Source organism: Tamlana sp. I1, assembly GCF_015355625.1.
Lineage (GTDB): Bacteria > Bacteroidota > Bacteroidia > Flavobacteriales > Flavobacteriaceae > Pseudotamlana.
This window is the reverse complement of the sequence record NZ_JACLAF010000003.1, coordinates 254,455-278,032: the sequence shown is the minus strand read 5'-3', so window position 1 is coordinate 278,032 and position 23,578 is coordinate 254,455. Positions and strand designations below refer to the sequence as shown.

General features: G+C 35.3%; 19 protein-coding genes, 1 pseudogene and 1 riboswitch. Of the genes and pseudogenes, 4 read left to right on the top strand and 16 right to left on the bottom strand.

From position 1 onward, the window contains the following. Positions 1-3: 3 nt before the first annotated feature. From rnpA to H6X70_RS03975, 13 genes are all read right to left on the bottom strand, one after another. Positions 4-381: a ribonuclease P protein component gene (rnpA, locus tag H6X70_RS04035; RefSeq protein WP_194766392.1), complete on the bottom strand. Its 378-nt coding sequence runs from the start codon at positions 379-381 to the stop codon at positions 4-6. 392 nt (positions 382-773) lie between these two features. Further along, positions 774-1,934, bottom strand: coding sequence for a 2-iminoacetate synthase ThiH (gene thiH / locus H6X70_RS04030; RefSeq protein ID WP_194766391.1), 1,161 nt, complete (start codon positions 1,932-1,934; stop codon positions 774-776). Positions 1,935-2,001: 67 nt separating this feature from the next. Continuing rightward, on the bottom strand, positions 2,002-2,772 hold the full coding sequence (locus H6X70_RS04025; protein WP_194766390.1) for a thiazole synthase: 771 nt from the start codon (positions 2,770-2,772) through the stop codon (positions 2,002-2,004). 125 nt (positions 2,773-2,897) lie between these two features. Next, the gene (gene thiE, locus H6X70_RS04020) at positions 2,898-3,548 is read right to left on the bottom strand and encodes a thiamine phosphate synthase (RefSeq protein WP_194766389.1); all 651 of its coding nucleotides are present in this window, start codon (positions 3,546-3,548) and stop codon (positions 2,898-2,900) included. Between the two features lie 68 nt (positions 3,549-3,616). Further along, on the bottom strand, positions 3,617-3,808 hold the full coding sequence (locus H6X70_RS04015) for a four helix bundle protein (protein ID WP_194766388.1): 192 nt from the start codon (positions 3,806-3,808) through the stop codon (positions 3,617-3,619). Between the two features lie 38 nt (positions 3,809-3,846). Continuing rightward, positions 3,847-4,668, bottom strand: coding sequence for a hydroxymethylpyrimidine/phosphomethylpyrimidine kinase (locus tag H6X70_RS04010; protein WP_228530249.1), 822 nt, complete (start codon positions 4,666-4,668; stop codon positions 3,847-3,849). A gap of 4 nt (positions 4,669-4,672) precedes the next feature. After that, on the bottom strand, positions 4,673-5,026 hold the full coding sequence (locus H6X70_RS04005; protein ID WP_194766386.1) for a four helix bundle protein: 354 nt from the start codon (positions 5,024-5,026) through the stop codon (positions 4,673-4,675). A 101-nt stretch (positions 5,027-5,127) separates the two neighbouring features. Further along, the gene (locus H6X70_RS04000) at positions 5,128-5,712 is read right to left on the bottom strand and encodes a thiamine phosphate synthase (protein WP_194766385.1); all 585 of its coding nucleotides are present in this window, start codon (positions 5,710-5,712) and stop codon (positions 5,128-5,130) included. A gap of 87 nt (positions 5,713-5,799) precedes the next feature. After that, positions 5,800-7,659, bottom strand: a complete 1,860-nt coding sequence (thiC, locus tag H6X70_RS03995) for a phosphomethylpyrimidine synthase ThiC (RefSeq protein WP_194766384.1) — start codon at positions 7,657-7,659, stop codon at positions 5,800-5,802. Positions 7,660-7,751: 92 nt separating this feature from the next. Then, positions 7,752-7,955 carry a sulfur carrier protein ThiS gene (gene thiS, locus H6X70_RS03990; protein WP_102997157.1) on the bottom strand — a complete coding sequence of 68 codons (204 nt, stop codon included), beginning with the start codon at positions 7,953-7,955 and terminating at the stop codon, positions 7,752-7,754. A gap of 112 nt (positions 7,956-8,067) precedes the next feature. Then, a riboswitch (TPP riboswitch) is annotated at positions 8,068-8,162 on the bottom strand. Between the two features lie 252 nt (positions 8,163-8,414). After that, positions 8,415-10,265: a M1 family metallopeptidase gene (locus H6X70_RS03985; RefSeq protein WP_194766383.1), complete on the bottom strand. Its 1,851-nt coding sequence runs from the start codon at positions 10,263-10,265 to the stop codon at positions 8,415-8,417. A gap of 136 nt (positions 10,266-10,401) precedes the next feature. After that, positions 10,402-12,012: a S8 family peptidase gene (locus tag H6X70_RS03980; RefSeq protein WP_194766382.1), complete on the bottom strand. Its 1,611-nt coding sequence runs from the start codon at positions 12,010-12,012 to the stop codon at positions 10,402-10,404. 25 nt (positions 12,013-12,037) lie between these two features. Further along, positions 12,038-12,898 (bottom strand): MBL fold metallo-hydrolase, encoded by an 861-nt coding sequence (locus H6X70_RS03975; protein ID WP_194766381.1) that lies wholly within the window; start codon positions 12,896-12,898, stop codon positions 12,038-12,040. 462 nt (positions 12,899-13,360) lie between these two features. Between H6X70_RS03975 and H6X70_RS03970 the strand changes: the two genes are divergently transcribed. The 3 genes and pseudogenes from H6X70_RS03970 (at position 13,361) to H6X70_RS03960 (ending at position 17,488) form a co-directional block, all read left to right on the top strand. Further along, positions 13,361-13,732 (top strand): hypothetical protein, encoded by a 372-nt coding sequence (locus H6X70_RS03970; protein ID WP_194766380.1) that lies wholly within the window; start codon positions 13,361-13,363, stop codon positions 13,730-13,732. A gap of 146 nt (positions 13,733-13,878) precedes the next feature. Further along, positions 13,879-16,230 (top strand): TonB-dependent receptor domain-containing protein, encoded by a 2,352-nt coding sequence (locus tag H6X70_RS03965; protein ID WP_194766379.1) that lies wholly within the window; start codon positions 13,879-13,881, stop codon positions 16,228-16,230. 13 nt (positions 16,231-16,243) lie between these two features. Further along, positions 16,244-17,488: pseudogene (locus tag H6X70_RS03960) on the top strand (PepSY-associated TM helix domain-containing protein). 269 nt (positions 17,489-17,757) lie between these two features. On the opposite strand, the gene H6X70_RS03955 reads toward H6X70_RS03960, so the two are convergent. Both H6X70_RS03955 and H6X70_RS03950 read right to left on the bottom strand, forming a co-directional pair. After that, on the bottom strand, positions 17,758-19,962 hold the full coding sequence (locus H6X70_RS03955) for a SulP family inorganic anion transporter (RefSeq protein ID WP_194766378.1): 2,205 nt from the start codon (positions 19,960-19,962) through the stop codon (positions 17,758-17,760). Next, positions 19,959-20,807 carry a universal stress protein gene (locus tag H6X70_RS03950; RefSeq protein ID WP_194766377.1) on the bottom strand — a complete coding sequence of 283 codons (849 nt, stop codon included), beginning with the start codon at positions 20,805-20,807 and terminating at the stop codon, positions 19,959-19,961. The genes H6X70_RS03955 and H6X70_RS03950 overlap by 4 nt, the downstream gene beginning before the upstream one ends. Before the next feature lie 100 nt (positions 20,808-20,907). Here H6X70_RS03950 and H6X70_RS03945 point away from each other — a divergent pair, with 100 nt between their 5' ends. Next, a complete protein-coding gene (locus H6X70_RS03945; RefSeq protein WP_194766376.1) occupies positions 20,908-22,776 on the top strand; it encodes a cation:proton antiporter in 1,869 nt (622 codons plus the stop codon). A 28-nt stretch (positions 22,777-22,804) separates the two neighbouring features. Here the strand turns inward: H6X70_RS03945 and H6X70_RS03940 are convergent, their stop codons facing one another. Then, positions 22,805-23,485: a 2'-5' RNA ligase family protein gene (locus H6X70_RS03940; protein WP_194766375.1), complete on the bottom strand. Its 681-nt coding sequence runs from the start codon at positions 23,483-23,485 to the stop codon at positions 22,805-22,807. Between the last annotated feature and the right edge of the window lie 93 nt (positions 23,486-23,578).

The following is a 23,578-nucleotide window of genomic DNA, read 5'->3' as shown; positions in this document are numbered from 1 at the left end:
ACCTTATGTTTCAGAAATTTTGCTTTGAAATTTATCGAATAAAAGTTTCATTCGTGTTACAACTTCAATAAATTTTGGTTTGTCTTTACCAATGTACAAAATCATAAACGCATATTGCTGCGTTAAATTGTTAAAATATATGGCTTTATTCAGCCTATAAGATTCACGCATTAAACGTTTTATGCGGTTTCTATCTACGGCTTTTTTAAAATTGCGCTTACTTACAGAAACCCCTGTTTTTGCAGGAACGGCATCTTCAAAAGTTGTGGGCAGAAAAACAAGCCGTAACGGATAAGCGGAAACCGATTTACCTTCAGCAAATAACTGCTCAATAAGTTTTTTGCTTTTAAGTTTTTCTTTTTTATTGTATGTGAAACGCAAGTTGTTTGTTTTGATTGCTCAAAGGTAATGAAATAAAAAAGTTGGTTTTTAATTATCCGCTTTAAGTACTATAAATTTATGTGTATTTATTGAGTATATAACTATAATTAATAGACTTAGACCTTTCAGGTTTTTAAAACAGAAGTGTTCGGACCACCAAATTATAATTAAAATAGATTAATTAGATTTAGTTTGTTCTAGAAAACATTAATAAAACTTGCTCCTCACTTCGTATTGAAGGGAGGAAAATTTCGATGAAATCGAAATTAGGAGGGTTAAAAACTATAAAAAACATATGAGCTTTCAACTTCCGAACAAAAGTGTTTTAAATCCTGAAAGGTGTGAAACTTGAAAAGAAAAAAAATAGTTGGTTAATAGCTGATTTTCAGTTTTTAATGCGAATTCACATAACTCCTATCCCAATCTTTCCAAACCACTTCGTAACCTTGCGATTGAATCATATTTTTAATAGCATCGGTTGAACGTTCATCTGAAATTTCAAACTGTTCTAACGATTGGGGTGCTACGGCATAACCTCCCGGATTTGTTTTTGACTCGGCACTTATAGAGGTAATTCCTAATTTGATGATGTTGTTTCTGAAGGTTTCACTTTCGCGCGTAGACATGGATAATTCGACATCTTCATCTAACATTCTATACGCACAAATGAGTTGCACCAAATCGGTATCGGTCATTTCAACTTTGGGTTCTACATCGCCTTGATGCGGACGTAATCTTGGAAATGAAATGGAATACTTTGTGCGCCAATAGGTTTTTTGAAGATATTTTAAATGCAATGCCGTGTAAAAACTATCCACACGCCAATCTTCCAGACCGAATAAAGCCCCTAATCCTATTTTATGAATGCCTGCTTTTCCTAAGCGATCTGGCGTATCTAAACGGTAGTTAAAGTTCGATTTTTTCCCTTTCGGGTGATGGGTTTTATAAGTGGCTTCATGGTAGGTTTCCTGATACACTAAAACGGCGTATAAACCTTCAGCTATAAGCGCTTCATATTCCTCTTGATCCAAAGGTTGTACTTCAATACTAATGTTTGAAAAATGCTTTTTTATAAGCTGAATGGCGTGCTTTAAATACGAAACTCCAACCGTTCTATTCGCTTCGCCCGTTACCAATAAAATATGATCGTAGCCTAGTTTTTTAATGTGTTCAACTTCTTTTAAAATTTCGGCGTCACTTAAAGTTTTTCGCGGAATTTTATTCGTCATACTAAAGCCGCAATAGGTACAAATGTTTTGACATTCGTTAGACAAATACATAGGAATATACATTTGAATGGTATTCCCAAAACGCTTTTTAGTGAGTTGATGACTGCGCTGCGCCATATGCTCGATAAATGGTTTTGCTGCAGGAGAAATTAAGACTTTAAAATCGTTTAAAGTTATTTTTTCTTTGGCCAATACAGTTTCAACATCAGTTTTAGAAACCGCATATATTTCCTGTTCTAGAGTGTCCCAATTGTATGTTTCAAAAACAGTTTTGAAATTGCTTTTAGCTATAGGCTGTTGGCTATTGGCTATTTGTGTTTTCATTTTAAATGGTGTTTTTTAAGTAATCGTTTTTTCTAATAGCCAAAAGCTAAGCGCTAAAGGCTAAAATTTATTGTAAAAACGACGTTAAAGGGCTACTTGCTTCGGCATGTTGCTTTACAGGCGCTAATTTGGCGTTATAGGCCATTCTACCGGCTTGTACAGCCATTTTAAAGGCTTTGCCCATTTCAACTGGATTTTGCGACACAGCCATGGCGGTATTTATTAAAACCGCATCGGCACCAAGTTCCATAGCATAAGCTGCGTGCGATGGCGCGCCAATTCCAGCGTCTACTATTACAGGCACGTTGCTTTGCTCGATAATAATTTCTAAGAAATCCATTGTTTTTAAGCCTTTATTGCTTCCAATTGGTGCGCCTAAAGGCATCACACATTGCACGCCAACTTCTTCTAAACGTTTGCATAACACAGGATCGGCATGAATATAAGGCATCACTACGAAACCTAATTTTACTAACTCTTCAGCAGCTTTTAAGGTTTCAATAGGATCGGGTAATAAATATTTTGGATCGGGATGAATTTCTAATTTTACCCAATTGGTTTTTAAAGCTTCACGAGCCAATTGTGCAGCAAAAACAGCTTCTTTTGCCGTGCGAACCCCCGAGGTATTTGGTAATAAACTAATATGATTTTCCTGTAAATGCACCAACATATCATCCGATTGGTTGTCCATATCCACGCGTTTTAAAGCCACGGTAACGAGTTCGCTTTCCGAAGCTAAAATACTATCGCGCATCATGCTTGAACTGCTAAATTTTCCTGTGCCAGTGAATAATCTAGAACTGAATGTTTTATCTGCTATTTGTAATGTGTCTTTCATGTTTTTTATTTGTGATAGCGATTATATGGTTAAGGTGCTATAGAATTTGTAAATGTTATCGTATTTATTTTAACTATTTAACATTATAACAGCATAACTATATAATCTTATAACTTTTTAAAGCGTCAAATGTCTTTAGGTTTCCAAACTTGTTCTTCAAGAGTTTCAGGGCCTTTTAATAGCTCCTTAAATGCCTTGATCGTATTAAAGTTTTTGGTAATTTCTCCCGAAACGGCGATGCCATAAACACCAGTTTCAAGCAATTCGGAAACATCGTGTGTGGTAATGCCTCCAATGGCGATAACCGGAATTTTACTGTGCAGCTTTCCAAGGATGGTTAAATAACCACTGAAGCCAATTTCGGGACTTAAATTTTCTTTAGTAGTTGTAAATCTATAAGGACCTAAACCAATATAATCAACGTTTTTATCTACTAAATCTTTACAATCCTTAAGGGTGTTTGCGGTGCCTCCAATAATTTGCCAGCTGTATAATTCTTTTCGTGCGATGCTAGGGCAGGTATCTGTTTTTCCTAAATGAACCCCATCGGCTTTTACGGCTTTAGCAATTTTATAGTGGTCGTTTATAATTAATCGTGTTTGGTAATGGTTGGTGATTTCTCTGGCTTCTTCAGCAGCTTTTAAAATCTTTTTTTCTGAAACCCCTTTTATACGTAATTGCACCAATTCGGCTCCAGACTGACATGCTTTTTGAATGTTTTCAAGATGTTCTTTTGGTGAATTGCCTTGTGATATGTAATGTAATTTTGGTATCATTTGTTTATAATTTTCTAGTTATGCAGTTATGTCGTTAAAAAGTTAAAATTGAATTTTAGGAGTTAGAATTATGTAGTGCTTAATTTTTTGTAACCTTCTGAAATAGTTGCGGTTATTGAAATGGCAGTACGCCTAAACGGTGAAGTTAAGCCGTAAACGACATCTTTTAGGAAATATTTCGTGATTTTATAAACCTCCAGAACAAATTCATGTCCTGTTTGCCAAACCATTAAAGCTTCAAAAGTTTTAGTCTTTTCCATTTTTTATTTCTTCTAAGGCCTTGTTTTCTTAACTCCTATTAATAACTATTCATCAGTACATGCCTTCCCAACAAGCCTTCATGACTTCTCAGAAAATTTTCAGTATATATTTTGGTGTTTATTGCAGCATCGTTTAAAGGAAAACCTGCGGCGATATTACAGGCTAAACTCGATGATAACACACAACCACTTCCATGTTTTTCGTAAATGGTTTTGTAAATAGGATAAATTTGAATCGCATCTGTTTTATCGAAATACAATTCGTCCCAACCTGTTTTATCGGTTCTATGACCGCCTTTTAAATAAATTTGAGTAAAAATTGAAATATGTTCTATAGTTTCTTCAACAGTTAATTTGGGATATAAGCTTTTAATTTCATCATAATTAGGGGTAATGATGAAACACTTTTTCCAAATATTATCTAATAGATTTTGATTCTCTGTTGAATGAAAATCGAAACCAGAACTGGCTTTAAAAATAGGATCTAAAACCACTTTAATTTCAGGGTTTAAATCGTGTAATTTATTTAAAATGAGGTTTAGGGTTTCCCAATTTTCTACAATGCCAATCTTAACCACATTAATTTTAAAACGTTCGAAAAGTGTTTCTATTTGGTCTAAAATAACCTGAGCGTTTATCCAAAAACAGTTTTTAAAGTCGGTATCATTTTGCACGGTAATAGCTGTACAAACCGAAAGACCATAAAAACCATGAGCTTCAAACGTTTTAATGTCTGAAGTCAATCCGGCACCTCCCGAAGGATCGTGTCCTGCGATGGTTAAAATGCAATTATCAATTGGCAATGAACAATGTACAATTGGCATAGAACAATTATTAATATGTGTTTTGTTTTTTGACATTATTTTACAAATTATTTCTAGATGATTTTATTATTGAAAACAGTATTTTTAAAATTTCTTCAATGGCAACAAAATATTTTTGAAATTCGTTTTCTGTAATGTACCCCGTGTCTTTTAAAATTCGCAACCAGTATTTTGTTTCTCGTGCTTCTTTGTATGCTATGGATAACTTAGCAATAAAATCTTTTTTAGATATTCCACCGATAGCTTCTTCAGTATTTGCTCCAACAGAAGTCCCTGAACGAAGTATTTGTTTTGATAAAACATATTCTTTCTTTTCTGAAACTAATTTTTGAGACAGTTTGACCATTAAAACAGCGAAACTATAGGTCTTGTCTAAAATAATATTATTGCCCATTCTTAATTATAAATTGTTAACGGCAAATTGCTAATTTTCAATTGCAGATTGTACATTGTTCATTACTAATTGTTCATTACCAATTGTTCATTGCTAATTGTTCATTGCCAATTGTTCATTGTTATAAAATCTTCCACAGGGTTTTCACTATGCCAAATACCACCTAAAACACCAACACCTTTATAGCCTAATTTTTTAAATTCGCTGAGGTTTTTGGTTGTTACGCCTCCCATACCAATAATGGTTTTATCAATATGATTCACATCAAATTCGCGACCTTCATAGCCTTTTTTAGATATGGATGAAAACACGGGACTTAACAAATGATAATCGAATTCGAAATAACATTTTTCTAGTTCTTCAGGACTATGAAAGGAAGCACTAATTGTTTTTCCGAACATATTTAAATTTTTAAAATACTGCCCTGGATTATCGATATGATCCCGTCTTTTTTGTTCCTGAAAATGAATCCCCTTTAGTTCAAATGCATTTACCAATTCATGAAAATGATGCACGACTACCCTATTGTGATATTTATTATCAATTTGATTTAAGTAGTTCACGTATTGCTCGTAAGTTTTACTTGGTTTTCTTAAATGATAATATTGTAAACCTTCTTGAAATAGCTGATGTAGTATTTCAATTTCGTTTGGAATATCATTTTCTGGAGCTATAAGGACTATCATTTTGTCAATTGATAATTAACAATTGACAATGTGCAATTTTAATAACTGGATGTAATTGTTCATTGCACATTGTAAATTGAATATTGATTAAAGATAAACCTCTGAACCTTTTTCTTTAAATTCTTGAGATTTCTCTTCCATGCCTTTTTGGATCACTTCGTTATCGACAATATCATTTTCGGCAGCGAAATCGCGAACCTCTTGTGAAATTTTCATCGAGCAGAATTTTGGTCCGCACATCGAACAGAAATGCGCTACTTTGGCGCCATCGGCAGGCAGGGTTTCATCGTGATATTCTAAAGCACGCTCAGGGTCTAAACCTAAGTTAAACTGATCTTCCCAACGGAACTCAAAACGCGCCATACTTAAAGCATTATCACGGTGTTGTGCGCCTGGATGTCCTTTTGCTAAATCGGCAGCATGTGCCGCTAATTTATAAGTGACCACACCAACACGAACGTCTTCTTTATTAGGTAAACCTAAGTGTTCTTTTGGCGTTACATAACATAACATCGCGCAACCAAACCAACCAATCATCGCGGCTCCAATACCGGAAGTGATGTGATCGTAACCTGGTGCAATATCAGTCGTTAAAGGACCTAAGGTGTAAAAAGGAGCTTCGTCGCAAACTTCAATTTGCTTTTCCATGTTTTCCTTAATCATGTGCATTGGTACGTGACCTGGACCTTCAATAAAACACTGAACTTCGTGCTTACGTGCAATTTGTGTAAGTTCACCAAGGGTTTCTAATTCGGCAAATTGTGCTTCATCATTCGCATCGGCAATCGATCCTGGACGTAAACCATCGCCTAATGAAAAGGCAACATCGTAAGATTTTAAAATTTCACAGATTTCTTCAAAATGTGTGTATAAGAAACTTTCTTTATGATGTGCTAAACACCATTTAGCCATGATGGAACCACCACGAGATACGATGCCAGTTACACGATTGGCGGTCATTGGTACATAACGTAACAATACCCCAGCGTGGATGGTGAAATAATCGACACCTTGCTCGGCCTGTTCTATTAAAGTATCACGGAAAATTTCCCAAGTTAAATCTTCGGCAACGCCATTTACTTTTTCTAAAGCTTGGTAAATTGGTACGGTACCAACTGGAACTGGCGAGTTACGCACGATCCACTCACGGGTTTCATGAATGTTTTGTCCGGTTGATAAATCCATGATATTATCGGCACCCCAACGGCAAGCCCAAACAGCTTTTTCTACCTCTTCTTCAATAGATGAGGTGGTGGCTGAGTTTCCAATATTAGCGTTTATTTTTACTAAGAAGTTACGACCTAAAATCATAGGTTCGGCTTCTGGGTGATTAATGTTTGAAGGTATAACGGCACGGCCTCTAGCAACTTCCGAACGTACAAATTCTGGTGTAATTTTTTCTGGAATAGCGGCTCCAAAGTGTTCTCCTTTGTGCTGCTTTCTTATTTCGGTCATTTCATCGATACGCTGATTTTCACGAATGGCAATATATTCCATTTCTGGCGTGATAATGCCTTGTTTAGCATAGTGTAACTGCGTCACATTTTTACCTTTTTTGGCACGTTTTGGTTTGTGTTTTAAATCAAAACGCATGTGGTCCAAACTTTTGTCGTTTAAACGCTCGTTACAATATTTAGAAGTAAAAGCATCTAATTCTTCCACATCGCCACGGTCTAAAATCCATTGTTCCCTAATACGTTCGATACCGTTATGAACGTTAATTTCTTTATTCGGATCGGTGTATGGGCCAGAAGTATCGTAAACCGTTACCGGTTCGTTAGGCGTTTTCTTTTTGGTCATCGAATCGGTGGTATCGTTTAAAGAAATTTCACGCATCGCTACTTTAATTTGCGGATGAATTTTTCCTGATACATAAATCTTTTTCGAATTTGGAAAAGGCTTTCTTGTAATTTGACCTTCTTTTGGAGCCGTGTCTTTGTTTTTCATTTCTTTTATTTTGTTCCCCCTAACCCCCGAAGGGGGAATAAAGAGAGGTTATTTTTAAAGTGTTTAATTTCCCCTTTTGGGAGTTAGGGGGGTTACCCGCCCTGTGTAGCCTGTATAATGAGAATGTTATCGTTTTCGGAAAAATTTTGCGAAGCCCAAGAATCACGTGAAATAATGGCGCTGTTTATAGCAACCGCGATACCATTTTGGGATGTGTTTAATTTTTCTAGTAATTGAAGAATATTGAAGTCTTTAGCAACCTCTAAAATTTTCTCGTTAACCCGTATTTTAATCATAAACAGAATATTTAAATATGCTGTAAATTTTTAAGGGTCGAGAAAAATGGGCTTTGAAAAGAAAGTGCGCATGTTGGCACTAAAATGAAAAGGTTTGTAAACACATATTGCAATGTGCTTTTCAACTTTTCCCTTCGGCGGTACTAACCGCATCAGGTTCAAAGGGTTTTTCTCAGTTCGATTTAACGAACACCCCTAAAGTTTACATTACAAATGTATTAAAAATTTAATAGGGTTTAGGGTGATTTTAGGTTTCTTTTAATTTGGTGAAGTTTTGAAACTAGGAAAACAGGCTCTTAAAGTCCTCTTGAAAGGAGAATCTAAACGAAGAAGTTTTTGTTGTTATTAAAGTGAGCTACAATATATCCAGTATGGATTATCGGGGGTAGCTTAATAAACGTAAAATAAAAAGCCCTTTCGAATTAACAAAAGGGCTTTTTAAAATGATTTAATAAATGGTTACTTCTTATTATTTTTTCTATCCACATCGGCCATCATTTCGTTGGGGTCGATGGTTACCGACTTTACAGTTTTTGAAGCTTCAAAAGTGTAAGTCGGGTAGGACCACGCCCAATCTTTAATGGTGGTTGCTGTTGTTGGTTTTTCGCCACGCATCATTTGAAGCGGAATGTAAAAATCTTCCGTAGAACCATCGGTGTAGGTTACCGATAAATCTATAGGCATAGGCATTAACCCGATGCGTTCTAAAGTTATGGTTTTCCCTTCAACAGTTTTTACGCCATAATCAATGGTGTTTGTTGTACGAGTAAAATCGTTTAAATACCAGTCTAATTCTAAGTCAGAAACTTTTTCAGCAATGCGAATAAAATCGTTACCATTAGGGTGTTTAAACGCCCACGCTTTAAAGTATTCTTTTATGGTTTTCTCTTGATTTTCTTGTCCGATAACATAAGCCAATTGGTTTAAAAACACATAACCTTTGTAATAGGCTGCAATGGATGATGAACGGTTATAATTAAAGCGATCTGCCTGCGTGGTTAAGGGTTGTTCTGTTCCAGAATTTGCATAATAAGCATACACATCATAGGTTTGTTTTGTTTCCTTTTTAAAGGAGGTGTTTATTATTTTGCTTCCAGCAAGCTCGCCAAAATACTGTGTAAACCCTTCATCCATCCAGTAGTTTGTTAATTCGTTTGTGGCTAATAAAAACTGAAACCAAGAGTGTGCCATTTCATGTGCCGTAACACCAAATAAACCATCAAATTCACCTTCACCAAGAATTAAAGTACACATGGCGTATTCCATTCCACCATCGCCACCTTGAATGATAGAGTATTGATCGTAAGGGTATTTCCCAATATTTTCGCTGTAAAACTGCATGAGTTCAACCGCTTTAGGTTGTAATTTTTTCCAGTTTTCTAACTTGTCCTTAGGCATGGTACTTTTATATAAAAAGTGGAGTAGAGGCCCGTTAGGAACTTGCATGGTATCATGACGATAATCAGGATCGGCTGCCCAAGTAAAATCGTGTACATTTGGTGCCTTAAAATGCCAGGTTAATTTATCGGAATTTGGTCGCTTAACAGTTCCGGTTTCGTAACCATAACCCACTTCATTCGGATTTTGAAGATAACCGGTTCCACCAACCACATAATTTTTATCAATATGAAGGGTCACATCAAAATCGCCCCAAACACCGTAAAACTCTCTACCAATGTAAGGATCGGCGTGCCAACCTTCATAATCGTATTCGGCTAACTTAGGGTACCATTGTGTCATGGAAAGCGCTACACCTTCTTTATTGTTTCGTCCAGAACGACGAATTTGAATAGGGAGTTGCGCATCAAAATCCATATCGAAAGTGACACTTTCTCCGGGCTGTATGGGTTTTGCTAAAGCGACTTCTAAAACAGTTCCAACGGTTTCATAACTAAGTTTAGAACCGTTTTGTTTTAGTGAATTTACTTTTATGTAGCCTATTTCATTAGGTTTTAACTTGCTAATTCTATCTCCAACACGTTTATCTGGATCGGGAATTGTACGCGAACGCACATCCATTTCGCTTCCAGGTTGAAAGGCATTTAGGTATAAATGATAAAAGACTTTGTTTAAAACGTCGGGCGAATTGTTGGTGTAAACCAATTGCTGCTTGCCTTTATACTGATAGGTTTTTACATCAACATCAATGTCCATTTTGTAATCGACATGCTGTTGCCAATACGTGCAAGTGCTTTGGTTATTAGAAGCTGCTGAAGCTGTTTCAGATGTTTTTGAAGCCGTTGCATTTTGTGAAGGTTTACAAGAAAATAGAAGGGAAACACAAAATACCGTGTAAAAAAAACGTTTCATATAATAGGTATAAAAAGGTTATTCTAAAATTATAAAAAAAATGCCTGTTGGACATTATCGCGTGTTTTATAAACTAAAGTTTATGAGAACCCGACGATGTGCAACAGACATAATTTATTTTTTAATGAACTTAAAATTATTCAGCAGACATTTTTGCAGCCATAATTAAAGCGTTATAAGCGTTAACCATTTTTCCAGATTTTGTTAAATCAGCAAAAGGTCTAATATCAGCAGTATCTCCACCAACAATAACTTTTCTGTTAATGGCTAAACCAGAGTCTAAAATAATTTGTTTTACTTGAGCTGCCGTTAATTTTGGGAAATAAGAACGGATTAAAGCAGCCACACCTGCAACAGCTGGAGCCGCCATAGAGGTTCCGCCTTTAGTGTCGTATTCGTTTTCTGGAGTTGTTGAGTAAATACTTGCTCCTGGAGCAAAAACATCAACATTCACCTTTCCGTAATTCGAGAATCCAGCCACCATTTTAGAACCGTAAGTTGGGGCTAAAGCGCCTACTCTAATATAAGTATCTGAAATTTCTTTACCATTGATATTATCATCTGGAAAGTTGTCTTTAACGTCTACATCATTACTGTCGTTTCCTGCAGCGTGTACAAAAACCACATCGTTTTTTGCAGCATAGGTTATAGCATCGCGAACCCAATCGCTATGCGGCGAATAGCTTTTACCAAAACTTCCGTTAATTACTTTAGCGCCATTATCTACAGCGTAACGAATAGATAAAGCCACATCTTTATCGTACTCATCGCCATTAGGCACGGTTCTCACACTCATAATTTCTACATTATTTGCTACTCCATTGGCACCTTTGCCGTTGTTACGAACTGCAGCAATAATTCCTGCTACGTGCGTACCATGGCTTTCGGTTTTAACTACAGGTTTTACATTTCCGTCGCCATAATATTTGGTAGACATATCGTCTGGATCGTCACCAGTTACACGGCCACTAAATTCTTTATTTAAATTGTAGTTTAAACGGTCGTTAATACTTTCAAGGTAACCTTCAATTTCTTTTTTAGCACCAGATAAAGAGTCCATACCGTTGGCGTACATATTCATGGCCATTTGTTTTGCTTTCAACAAATCGGCATCGGTTGTAGTGATTTCTTTTACTTCTTCTTTGGTATAATCGGCTTTTCCGAAGTGTTTTGTAAGGGCATCATCAGAATCTTTTATAAAGCCATAAATTTGATCGTATTGAAGTTTTCTAGCTAACCATTTTTCGTATTCTGAATCAAATTCTGCATTCGCTTTTTTATAGTCTTCAGAATTTTTATCGCCATGCACGATAATTCTAACCATTTCTAGTTGTTCGTTGTAGCCTTTTCCTAAAAAGTTCCAACCGTGTACATCGTCAACATAACCGTTTTTGTCATCATCGATACCATTGTTTGGAATTTCACCTTCGTTGGTCCAAACGTTTTCTCTTAAATCTTCATGATCGATATCAATTCCAGAATCGATAACAGCAACAATAACCTTTTTACCTTTTTTATTTTTAATTAATTCAGCGTAAGCTTTATCGACACTCATTCCAGGGATGGTATCTTTAACAAGATCTAAATGTCCCCAATTGTGAGCTTCGGCTTCGGTAAGTTCTGAAACTTTTAAAGGAGATGAATCAATATTTTCAACTGGGGTAGATGCAATGCTTGCCGTTCCACCGCAGCCATAAAGTAATACAGCTGCAAAAGCTGATGTTGCTATTGTTTTAAATGTTTTCATAGTTACCATTTTAATGTGTCTGTTTTTAATTGAATATATCTTGTGTTTTAAATGTATTTTTTAAGCGTACGCCTTTTTCGGTATGTTGCAGGGTAATTATTTCGTTATGGGCATCGTGTTCTAAAAATAAATAAAGATTGTTATCGGCTGCCATGTTTAAAAACTTTTCTTTTTCATCCATGGTAAGTAAAGGCCTAGTATCGTAGCCCATCACGTAGGGTAGTGGTAAATGCCCAACAGTAGGTAATAAATCGGCCATAAATGCAATGGTTTTGTCTTGATATTTAATGATAGGAATCATTTGCTTTTCGGTGTGGCCGTTGGCGAAAAAAATATCGAAACCCAAGGCAGAGTTTTTAAGCATATCATGTTCTGGAAGCGCGGTAAATTTTAGTTGTCCGCTCTCTTCCATAGGCAGGATGTTTTCCTTTAAGAAAGAGGCTTTTTCACGGCGATTGGGTTGTGTTGCCCATTGCCAATGGTTTTCGTTAGTCCAAAAATGTGCATTTTTAAAAGCCGTTTCATAACCTGTTTTGTCTTTATTCCATTGAATGCTTCCGCCACAATGATCAAAATGTAAATGGGTTAAAAAAACATCGGTAATATCATCGCGATGAAATCCGTATTGTTTTAAAGAGCTGTCTAAACTAAAGTTGCCCCACATGTGGTAATACCCAAAAAATTTATCCGATTGTTTATTTCCCATGCCGTTATCTATTAAAATAAGGCGGTTACCATCTTCGATAAGAAGACATCGAGAGGCGATATCAATCATATTATTGGCATCTGCGGGATTGGTTCTGTTCCAAATGGATTTAGGAACCACGCCAAACATAGCGCCACCATCGAGTTTAAAATTGCCTGCGTTAATGGGATATAATGTCATAAGTAACAAAATTACGGAATCTATTAAGAAACCATCGTTTTGTTAAGAATTTATTAAGATTAAAATAGTCTTAAAGTTAAGTGTCTCTTTAAATTATCACAAATAAAAATTATGGTTACAAAACTTTTTCTTATTAAATAGTAATATTCATTTTTTCCATTGATGAAAAAACGAACCAAAAAAATCTAGGCTTACGAATCTTTATCTAAATTTTTCATTCGACACCTAAATTTCAGGAACTCGCTATGAAATTTAGAGGTTCTTTCAATAATACATTTAGCTCAAACAGCCTGAAATTTTACGGTGTTTTCACTTCAAATTTTACGATAAATTTTCGATAGGCCGTAAATCGTTCCATAAAACAATCTCAAATAAATTATAAAATTGAACTTCTATTAAATAAATACTTGAATAAGATTTTTTTGATTTATTTTTGGCTTCCTTAAAACGGTTTCATTTTAAGTGAAGGTATATTTATCATATTTATTATTTTTTGTATTGGCTTTACGACCTATTTATAATATGGGTTGTGTTGCGTATTACGAATTAAATATCGATTATATTATTGAAACCTATTGTGTTAATAAGGAAAAGCCAGAATTTAAATGTAATGGTAAATGTCACTTAGCCACGCAGTTGGCAGCAAACACGAATCCTCAAGACGAGAATTCATATTTAACCTTTTTGTTTGAAACCTTTATTCCTGTTTACTTCCAAGAAGCACAACCTATTACTTTTTATAAAAATAATGCTAACCGTATAAACTACTGGCATTATAAAACTTCTCATAATGCTGTTTTTAGAGATCAACCCTATCTTCCTCCACAAGTTTAATCGTCTTTTTTAACGAACTACATTTTTTAATAACCTATTAAACTAGGTTGTTATGGCTATACATTAAACTTTTATACAGCCGAGTTTCACACTTGCGTACTTAAATAAGCATGGGTGAAAATGGCACATCTAAAATTAAAAAACAGATGAAACATTTATTAATGCTTGCTATAGTTTTAGCAAGTCTATCTGCGTACGCTCAAAACACGTATGCAGGAAAAATTGTTGATGCAAATAATCAACCTTTAACAGGAGCAACCATTCAATCAAAAACAAATACGAACCTTGCGGTTATTTCAGATGGTAACGGAGATTTCACCATAAATCTTAATAATGATCCTGCGGTTATTGTAAAATTCATGGGGTTTTTAACCGTAACCAAAACGCTTTCAGAAGCTAAAAATATAATTACACTTACCGAAAATGATGAACTTTTAGACGAAGTCGTTATTTCTGCAAGTAGAGAAAAGCAGCAAAGAAAGGAAGTACCGGCATCTATTTCGGTTATTTCTTCGCAAGACATTGCCGAATCTAAAGCTTTTGGCATCGACCAATTGGTAAACGATGTGCCTGGGGTTAATATGTCTACGTCTAGAATGTCTGGCAACGAGCAGCATTTAATGTCGGTACGTTCGCCAATTTCCACAAGATCGTTGTTTTTGTATGTTGAAGACGGTTTACCCATTCGACCAACGGCGGTTTTTAATCATAACGCCCTATTGGAAATGAACGATGTAGCTTTTGATAGAATTGAGGTTTTAAAAGGGCCTGCATCGAGTATTTACGGTAGTGAAGCTATTGGTGGGAGTTTTAACTTTTTAACTAAAAACCCGACGCAAGATTTTACGGGCGATGTTGGTTTTCAAATTAACGATATGGGCTTAACCCGTTATAATTTGGAGTTGGCTAAATATGCCAACGACGATGTTGGTTTTTATTTGGGAACACAATATATTCAACGAAAAGATGGTCCAATACAGCACAGCGATTATGAAAAATTTGCCTTAACCTTTAAAAATGTAAATCATCTATCTGATAATTTAAACTGGACGAATGTGTTTGATGTGGTCGATTATCGATCGGATATGTCTGGGTCTTTAAGCGAATCCGATTATTCGGGAGGCAACTACGAAAGCGATCAAAATTTTACCGAGCGTGTGGTTTTTGCTTTTCGCTTCAGAAGTACGTTGGATAAACAATGGAATGCTAAAAATAAAACAGCAGTTAACTTCATATTTAGAAAGAATGAAACCAGCCAAAATCCGTCGTATCGTATTACACAATTCCGTGAAAGCGGTCAATTAACAGGCTTAGGGGTTGGCGAGGTTAATAGTAATTATTTTAACAGTTATGTGGGTTTATTACAACATAAAATGGATTTCAATTTTGCGAATTCGTCATTAATTTTTGGCGCTTCCGCGGATTTTTCTCCGCAACATTATCAAGCAGAAACCATTGCTGTTAGGGTAGATGTTAACACAGGACAAAACATAGATTTTACCTTAAATTCTGGTGATTATATTCTTAATTATGATGCTGATATACTGAACTATGCTGGTTATTTTCAATATGAAATTAATCCGTTAGAAAAACTAAAATTAACAGCCGCATTACGTTATGATGGTTTTAATTACAGCTATAATAATTTAGTTGATACTATTGCAGGGCCACAAGATTCTAAAAATAATTATAGCAATGTCTCGCCTAAAATTGGAGCCAATTATAACCTATCTAGAAATTTAGGTTTGTATGCCAATTATTCAAATGGATTTACACCTCCGCAAACATCATCTTTATACCGAAATAGTCTTGTTGGCGTTGGCGGCGTGGTATTCGATTTAAAACCTAGCGCTTATAATAATTATGAAATAGGAACCTATTTTAGTATCGCTAATCAATTAAAAGTTGATATGGCTTTATATCTGTTAGACGGTAGAAATACACTAGTTACAAACACGACCGATACCGGCGAATTTTTTAATGCTAATGCAGGAAAAACGAGTTCTTACGGATTAGAATACGGACTTAATTACACGCCAATTAATAGCTTAACCTTTAGTTTTAACGGAAGTTTCGCCAAGCATAAATATGTGCGTTTTTATGATAGATCAGGAAATTCTATAATCGATTACTCTGGAACCGATAGGCAATCGGCACCAAGCTTTATTGGAACTAATAAAATAATTTATAAACCTCATTTTATTAAAGGTTTAACGCTAACGGCAACTCAAGAGTTGGTTAGTAAATACAACACAAGTTACGAGAACCAAATCGATAACGGCGATGGCACTTTTAGCACCGTAACCTACGGTGGTCATGATATTATTGATGTGCTTATCGCTTACAGATATAAGAATTTTGAAATTTGGGGACATGTCTTAAATGTATTTGACGATTTATACGCCACCTATGCCAGCTACAATAGGTATGCAAATCAAAACAATTATACCATTGGTAATCCAAGAGCCTTTCATTTAGGTGTTAATTACAATTTTTAATAAAACAGCAGCTATGAAAAACAGAAAATTAAATCAATGGCTTTGGAAATGGCATTTTATTGCCGGAATTATAGCCTTACCTTTTGTAATCTTATTAGCTGTTACAGGCGGGATTTATTTGTTTAAAGATAATTATGATGCCTCTAAACAAGCCCCTATAAAAACGGTTCAGGTTGAAGGTGAAGCCATCCCGTTTCAAGAACAATGGCAATTGGCAAAAGAAGCCTTACACAAAGCGCCTAATGCCATGGTAATTCCCACGGAAGCTACACAGGCTACCGAGTTTTCTTCAGGCATGTTTTCTCATAAAAACAATGCTTATGTGAATCCGTATAAAGGTGTGGTAACTGGAAATATCAGTCCGAAAGACTCCAACATGCATACCGTTAGAAAACTACATGGCGAGCTGCTTTTAGGGAAATTTGGCACCAAAATAGTCGAGCTTATTGCCAGTTGGATGTTTGTATTAATTATTACAGGTATTTATATGTTTTGGCCAACTAAAAAGGAAGGGATCAAAGGTTTTTTTAGAATTCGTTTTAGCCAAGGAAAACGTACTTTGTTTAGAGACTTACATGCGGTTTTAGGCTTTTAGATTTCTATTTTATTATTAATGACTTTGACTGGAGGCATGCCATGGACCGACGTTTTTGGTGCCAATTTTAAGTGGTTGCAAGATGCCACCAATACCGGATTTCCAAAAACTTGGGATGCCAGAGCATTAAAATCTGATGTAAAAGGGGAACCCATTTCATTAGATAAAATGGTGGCGCTAGCCAAGTCAATGGATTTGAAAGGCGAGGTAAGCATTGGTTTGCCTAGCAGCCCCAATGGTGTTTATAGCATTTATAATTCGACATTCGATTTAGGGGCTCAAAAGCGTTTTCATTTCGATCAATATTCGGGCGAACAATTGGTAAATCATAACTGGGAAGATGTTGGTGTTTTAATGCGTGGGCGTATGTGGTTTATGGCTTTTCACCAAGGACAGTTCGGACTCTGGAACTGGGTTTTAATGCTTTGTGTAGCGCTATTATTGGCCTTTGTTGCCATTGCCGCTTTGGTATCGTATTTAAAACGTAAAGAAACAGGCAAATGGGGCACCCCAAAAGTGCCTGCTAAATTTAATGTTGGTTATGGAATTGTCGCGCTCATTGTATTATTAGGCGTTATTTTTCCGTTATTCGGATTGAGTGTTATTGCGATAATAGTTGTGGAGTTTTTAAGGAAGCAAAAAACACAAAACAAGCTGGCTTAAATTAGCATTTTCAAACTGGATTTCTGAGATATTGTTTTCATTTTTATAATCCTCTAGGGTATAACTAATTGTGGTTAATTGAATTTTATAAAAAACTTTTATAATATGTAGTTTGAAATCATGTACTATTTCTAAATATTCTTTGTTAGGAATATCCCCTTTAGGGGATTATAGGGGTGTTTTTAATACATTATTTCAGAATCTCATCATAATTCTAACCAATCTAGATGAGCCCCTGAATCAAGTTCTGGGTGACGAAACATAATATTTTAATCATGATTTTTAAACACCTCATGCAAGCGTTTGCCATAATCAAATAAGGCTTTTATTTCTTTAACACTTGCTAAACGTTCCTTTCCAAAAATTAAGATTGCGGTACCGTTAGATTCTACATGATAATAAGGATTGCTTTCAAAAAAGTGCGTGATATCATCATTAAAAAACTGAGCAATACTCTTTTTATTATCACCAATTAAGTGAAAACGGCTTGAAAAATCGTCGTGGTTTTCAATATCAATGTCTTTAATTCCAGCGAAAGCAGAAACTTTTTCTAAAAACCCTTCGCGATCTAAGGTGAATTCTGGAATGGTATGGTCTAAATCAAAATGAAGCATGGTGGTTCTTATCACTTCTTTTGCTATAAATTCACCTTCGGAAAATTCAATATCAAAAAGTTTGATGCTTTTATCTTCATTTGATAATTTATTGTAAATATGATTGATGTGCTTGGTGCCGAAAAAAGCAAAATGATTTAAAAAAGAAACCTCTTTTTTTCGTTTTGGGGTGTAACTTAAAAGGTAATCTTTGGCTAGTTTTTCCAAACTGGTTTGGCGTCTGGTTAAGCTGTTTTTTATAATTTTTGGTACGGGTAATAAGCGTCTGGAAGCAAACGGATGCGTCGAGTCGGTGTCGTGCATATCCAAACCAATAACATCAAAATGACCGCCGCGTTTGGCGAATAATTCTTGATAATTGTTAATGTTTTCCATCACGGTATGGTCTACAAAACTACAAAGTGAAAAATCGACAATCACATCTTGATTTTCAGGAACTTCATCCAAATGTTTTTTAAGTCTGAAATAATTTAAAAAACTACAAAAATGCTTCACACTCACATAATAATTGGCTTTTCCGTCTTGCTCTTTATACATTAAAACATTGGGTTTTAAAACATTTCTTAAAAACAGTCCGGCGCTTTTATTGATGATGATTTGAATGATTAAAGTGGCGATTACACCAGCAATAATACCTGTAATTAAACCTATTTTTAAAGTAACTATAAGGGTGATAAAAAAGATGATGAGCTGTTCTTTTCCAATGGAAAACATTTTGGTAATTACGCTTGGCGCCGCAAGTTTATACCCTGTATACACCAAAATAGCCATTAAAGCAGGCAGCGGAATACGTGTTAATTGGGTGCTAAAAAACACAATAAAAATGACTAAAAACAAAGCATGGAAAAAGTTAGAAGACCGATTGCTTCCTCCCTGATTTACGTTTACCGAACTTCTAGCAATAACGGTAACAACGTTAATACCGCCCAAAAAACCACTACCAATTGTTGCTAAACCTAAGGCTTTTAAGTCGCGATTTACGTTAGACCGGCGTTTTTCTGGATCTAATTTATCAACTGCTTTAATGCTTAAAAGCGATTCTATACTCGAAATAAGTGTAAGTCCTAAAACGCTTCCCCAAAAGGGTAAACTCCAAACACCACTAAAATTTGGGGTTGGTAATTCAGCTATAATATCTTCAAAAGCAGGGATGCCAGAAATCATGTACTCTTTAGATATGGGATTGGCTTCATGCAGCCCAATTTCAAAATAATAACTAAAGGCAATGGATAAAATAACAATCCACATGGGCGCCGGAATTAATTGCAAGTATTTGTTTCTTACTTTCGAATAAAAAAACATGATCGACAAACTAAGTATGCCTGCTAAAGCAGCGAAAATCAAGCCTTTATTTTCATAGTGTATCGCATCGTTTAGCGTAAATGGAATTTCTAAAATATAATCAATGGTATCCGATCGATTTATTTTATGTGCCAGCATGATGTGAAACTGTTTGCCTAAAATTATAAGTCCTATGGCTGCCAGCATGCCTTGAATGGCCGACGAAGGAAAAAAATCGGCAAGAGCTCCCATTCTAAAAAAACCTAAAAGGAGTAGTAAAACACCAGAACACATAACAGCAACAAAGGCGGTTTCTAGTCCTAAGGTGGTTATGGCTACTAAAGTTACGCCCACTAAACCATTTCCAGGGCCTACAATAGTTACGTGACTTCCGCCTAAAATAGAAACTACAATACCCCCAACTATGGCGGTTATAATTCCAGCAATTGGCGGTGCATCGCTAGCCATAGCAAGCCCTAAGCCCAAAGGCAAGGCAATTAAGCTAACCACAAAACCAGAAAAAATGTTTTGAGGCAGGCTTAGAAAAAAGTTTTTTATATTGTTTTTTTTAGAATTCATTGAAGAATAAGGACATCGGTTGGTAGTTCGGTTAAAATGTGTTCTATATCATGCGGAAATAAGCGGTCCCAAAAGGTCATTTTTGAAGGCGCATTCATCACTAATAAATCGGCACGTGAAATTTGAGCATAATGCCCAATAGAATAGCCTTGTTTACCAAAAATAGGCTGCAATTTAATGGTTTTATCTAGGGTGTATTCGGTTGGAATATGGCTAATTATGTCTTTAATTCTAGAGTTTTCACGTAATTTTATACGCTCTTTTGCAATATTGGCGCGTCTAAGCGATTTGTCATCTTCAACTTTTACAGCCACTTGATTTTCTCTAATTTCTTCAACAATGGTTATTTTTTCAGCTTCAAGCTTTTGGGCAAAATAAAAGGCTGAGGTAATGGTTTGTTCGGTTTTTGGATCTTTCAAGCCGTTTACAACAATGTGCTGACATGGTACACGTTGTTCTGAAGGTTTTACTAATAAAAGGATGGAACATTTCGCTTTTCTTGTAATTTTCCGAGCAATCGAACCGACATAATATTTTAAAAAACGTTCGCGTTGTAAGGCTCCAAGAATAAGTAAATCGATATTTTTTTCTTCGGAAGTTGACAAAATTACATCTACAGGATTGCCCGTTTTAAATACCACTTCGTAATCGAGTTGGTCTTTTTCAAAACTTTTTAAAATTTGGCTTAACTGATTTGTTTTTTCTTCGGAAGATGCGCCAACATGAATTAAGTAAAGTTTAGCACCCAAAAAAATAGATAACCTTGCGGCTTCATATAAATTAGCTTTGAGGTTTGGTGAAAATGCCACCCCAATTCCTATGCTTTTAAAAGGGTTTAATGTCAAAAAACGGTTAATTTAATAGTTAAAGTTGAAAGATAGCATTTTTTAAAAACTTTAAATCATCTGTTTTCTTTAAATTCGTGTTTTATATTTAAATTAAAGCATGTTAGAACTCGCAGGAATTATAATTTTAGGGATATTGGCACAATGGGTTGCTTGGAAATTTAAAATCCCTGCTATTTTACCTTTAATTTTAATCGGGCTTTTGGTGGGGCCAATTGCTGCCGAATTTATAACCCAAGATGGCTCGAAATGGATTGAGCCTGTTTGGAACGGTACTACTGGTTTTTTTCCTGGTCAAGGCCTGTATTATTTTGTATCCTTAGCCATAAGTATCATACTTTTTGAGGGCGGATTAACTCTTAAAAGAGCCGAAATAAAAAACGTAGGCCCTGTAATTACTAAACTTATAACCATTGGTTCGACCATTACATTTTTTGGAGCAGCCGTGTTGGTACATTATATTTTTGATTTAAGTTGGGAGATTTCATTTTTATTCTCTGGACTTATTATTGTTACAGGACCCACAGTAATTACGCCTATTTTACGTAATATCCCCCTTAAAAAAGATGTCTCTACCGTTTTAAAATGGGAAGGTATTTTAATCGATCCTATTGGTGCTTTAGTGGCCGTTTTGGTTTTCGAGTTTATAAGTGTTGAAGGCGATAGTGGGTTTACAAAAACAGCATTAATTGAGTTTGGGAAGATTATTTTATTCGGAACTACCTTCGGATTTACCTTTGCCCATGCTTTGGCTTTTATGATTAACCGAAAATTAATTCCGCATTATTTATTGAATGTGGTGTCTTTATCTACCGTTTTATTAGTGTTTGTAGAGTCGGAGGTTTTTGCTCACGAATCCGGACTTTTAGCGGTTGTGGTTATGGGCATGGTTTTAGGGAATGGGAATCTTAAAAATATTAAGGAGTTGCTTTATTTTAAAGAATCGCTTAGTATTTTATTAATCTCTATCCTTTTTATTTTGTTAGCAGCAAACATCGATTTTCAAGATTTAATGCTGCTTTACACATGGAAATCGGTTGCTTTATTCTTTTCGGTGGTACTTTTAATCAGGCCCATTGGCGTTTTTTTAAGTACTTATGGTTCTAAATTAAAATTTAATGAAAAGTTATTTATCAGTTGGGTGGGGCCACGTGGTATTGTTGCAGCAGGAATTGCTTCACTTTTTGGAAGTAAATTGTTAAAACAAGGTGTTTCTGGTGCCGAGTATATTACGCCTTTGGTATTTATGATTGTACTAGGTACGGTTTTATTAAACGCTACAACCGCACGTTTATTTGCTAAAATGGTAGGCGTTTTTCTTAAAAAATCTGATGGTATTTTAATTGTTGGCGCATCAAAAGTATCACGTCTTTTAGGTCATTATCTTTTTACAAACGGCAGGCATGTGGTGCTTATTGATAGTAATGAAAAAAATATTGAAAAGGCGCAAGAACTTGGCTTAGAAGCGATGACAGCCAATATTTATTCGGATACATTAATGGATAATATTGAGCTTAACGACATGGGCTATGTTATGGCCTTAACAGGAAACACCGATATTAATAAATACGCCATCAATAAGTTTGGTGAAACTTTTGGAGAAAATGGTTCGTTTAGGCTGGTAACACCACAGGAGATGTTAGATGATACCGATGCGCCTAAAGAAGGTTTGTTCTCGCATCGCGATGATTTTATGTCATTATCAGAATTAACACGTAGGCATCCATCCATTCAGGAGATCGATTTAGATGATAAAGAACACTACATTAGTTTAATTGAAATTACTAATAAAGACAAAGACATTATTCCTCTGTTTATAAAAGATAACGAGGGCGAATTGCATATTATTTCTTCTTATAATTTAGAAGTTGAAGCGATTGAGGAAGGTTATCAACTCGTGTATCTAGGTAAGCCTTTTGATGTTGAAAAAGTACCAACAACGGAGGTTAATACACCTAAAGAAGCTTAAGTTTTTAATAATTGGTATAAACTTCATTTTAAACCTTAAAAACGTGTAGCTTTTTTACAAACTTTTGGCGCTGATACCAATCGTTGTAAACGAGTTCAAAATTTTCAACTTTAAAGGTTCCAAAATCGAAATTCTTATAGGTCTCAACGGTTTTTAAAAATTCAACTTTATTGTTCAATACTGATTTAAAACGTACAATGGTTGCATGTGCTGTTTGTATGGCGTAGCGTTTGTCTAGGCTTTGTTCTAGATTTGAGTTTTTAAATGCGATTCTTAAACGATCTCGTATGTCATTTATGGTTGAGTCCGACATGTAACCCTGTAACATAATACACGAATTTGAAGCTGTTAAACCTTTAAATTGAATGCGAACTTCCTTTGTGTTTGTTAAGCAGTTTTGAATAATTTCTATGTATTTTGAAAGGTCTATTTTAGAAAGATTAAATCCGTTATAACATGAAATAATGGACATGATGGTAATGTGAATGTCCGAATTCGGATAGTAATATTGATTCGGTTCTCTGTGTTTAAGCTCGTCAATACATTTTTGAATATTTTTTTTAACAGCCTCAGAAGGTCTTATTAAAAGTGTGATGCCGAACCTATTATCTGTTTTTGAGTCTATTAAGGGGTCAATTTCATAAGCATCGGCTAAAATTTGGCTTTTAGATGCCTTGTAAAGTTTATTATAATGCGCTTCTAAATTCATTAAAATTTGATTGTTTCACGATTCCTTGGGATTTCTCACAAAGATGAATAGCGTGTAAGTTAACCGTCAGTTAAATATAAAAAGTATCGACAT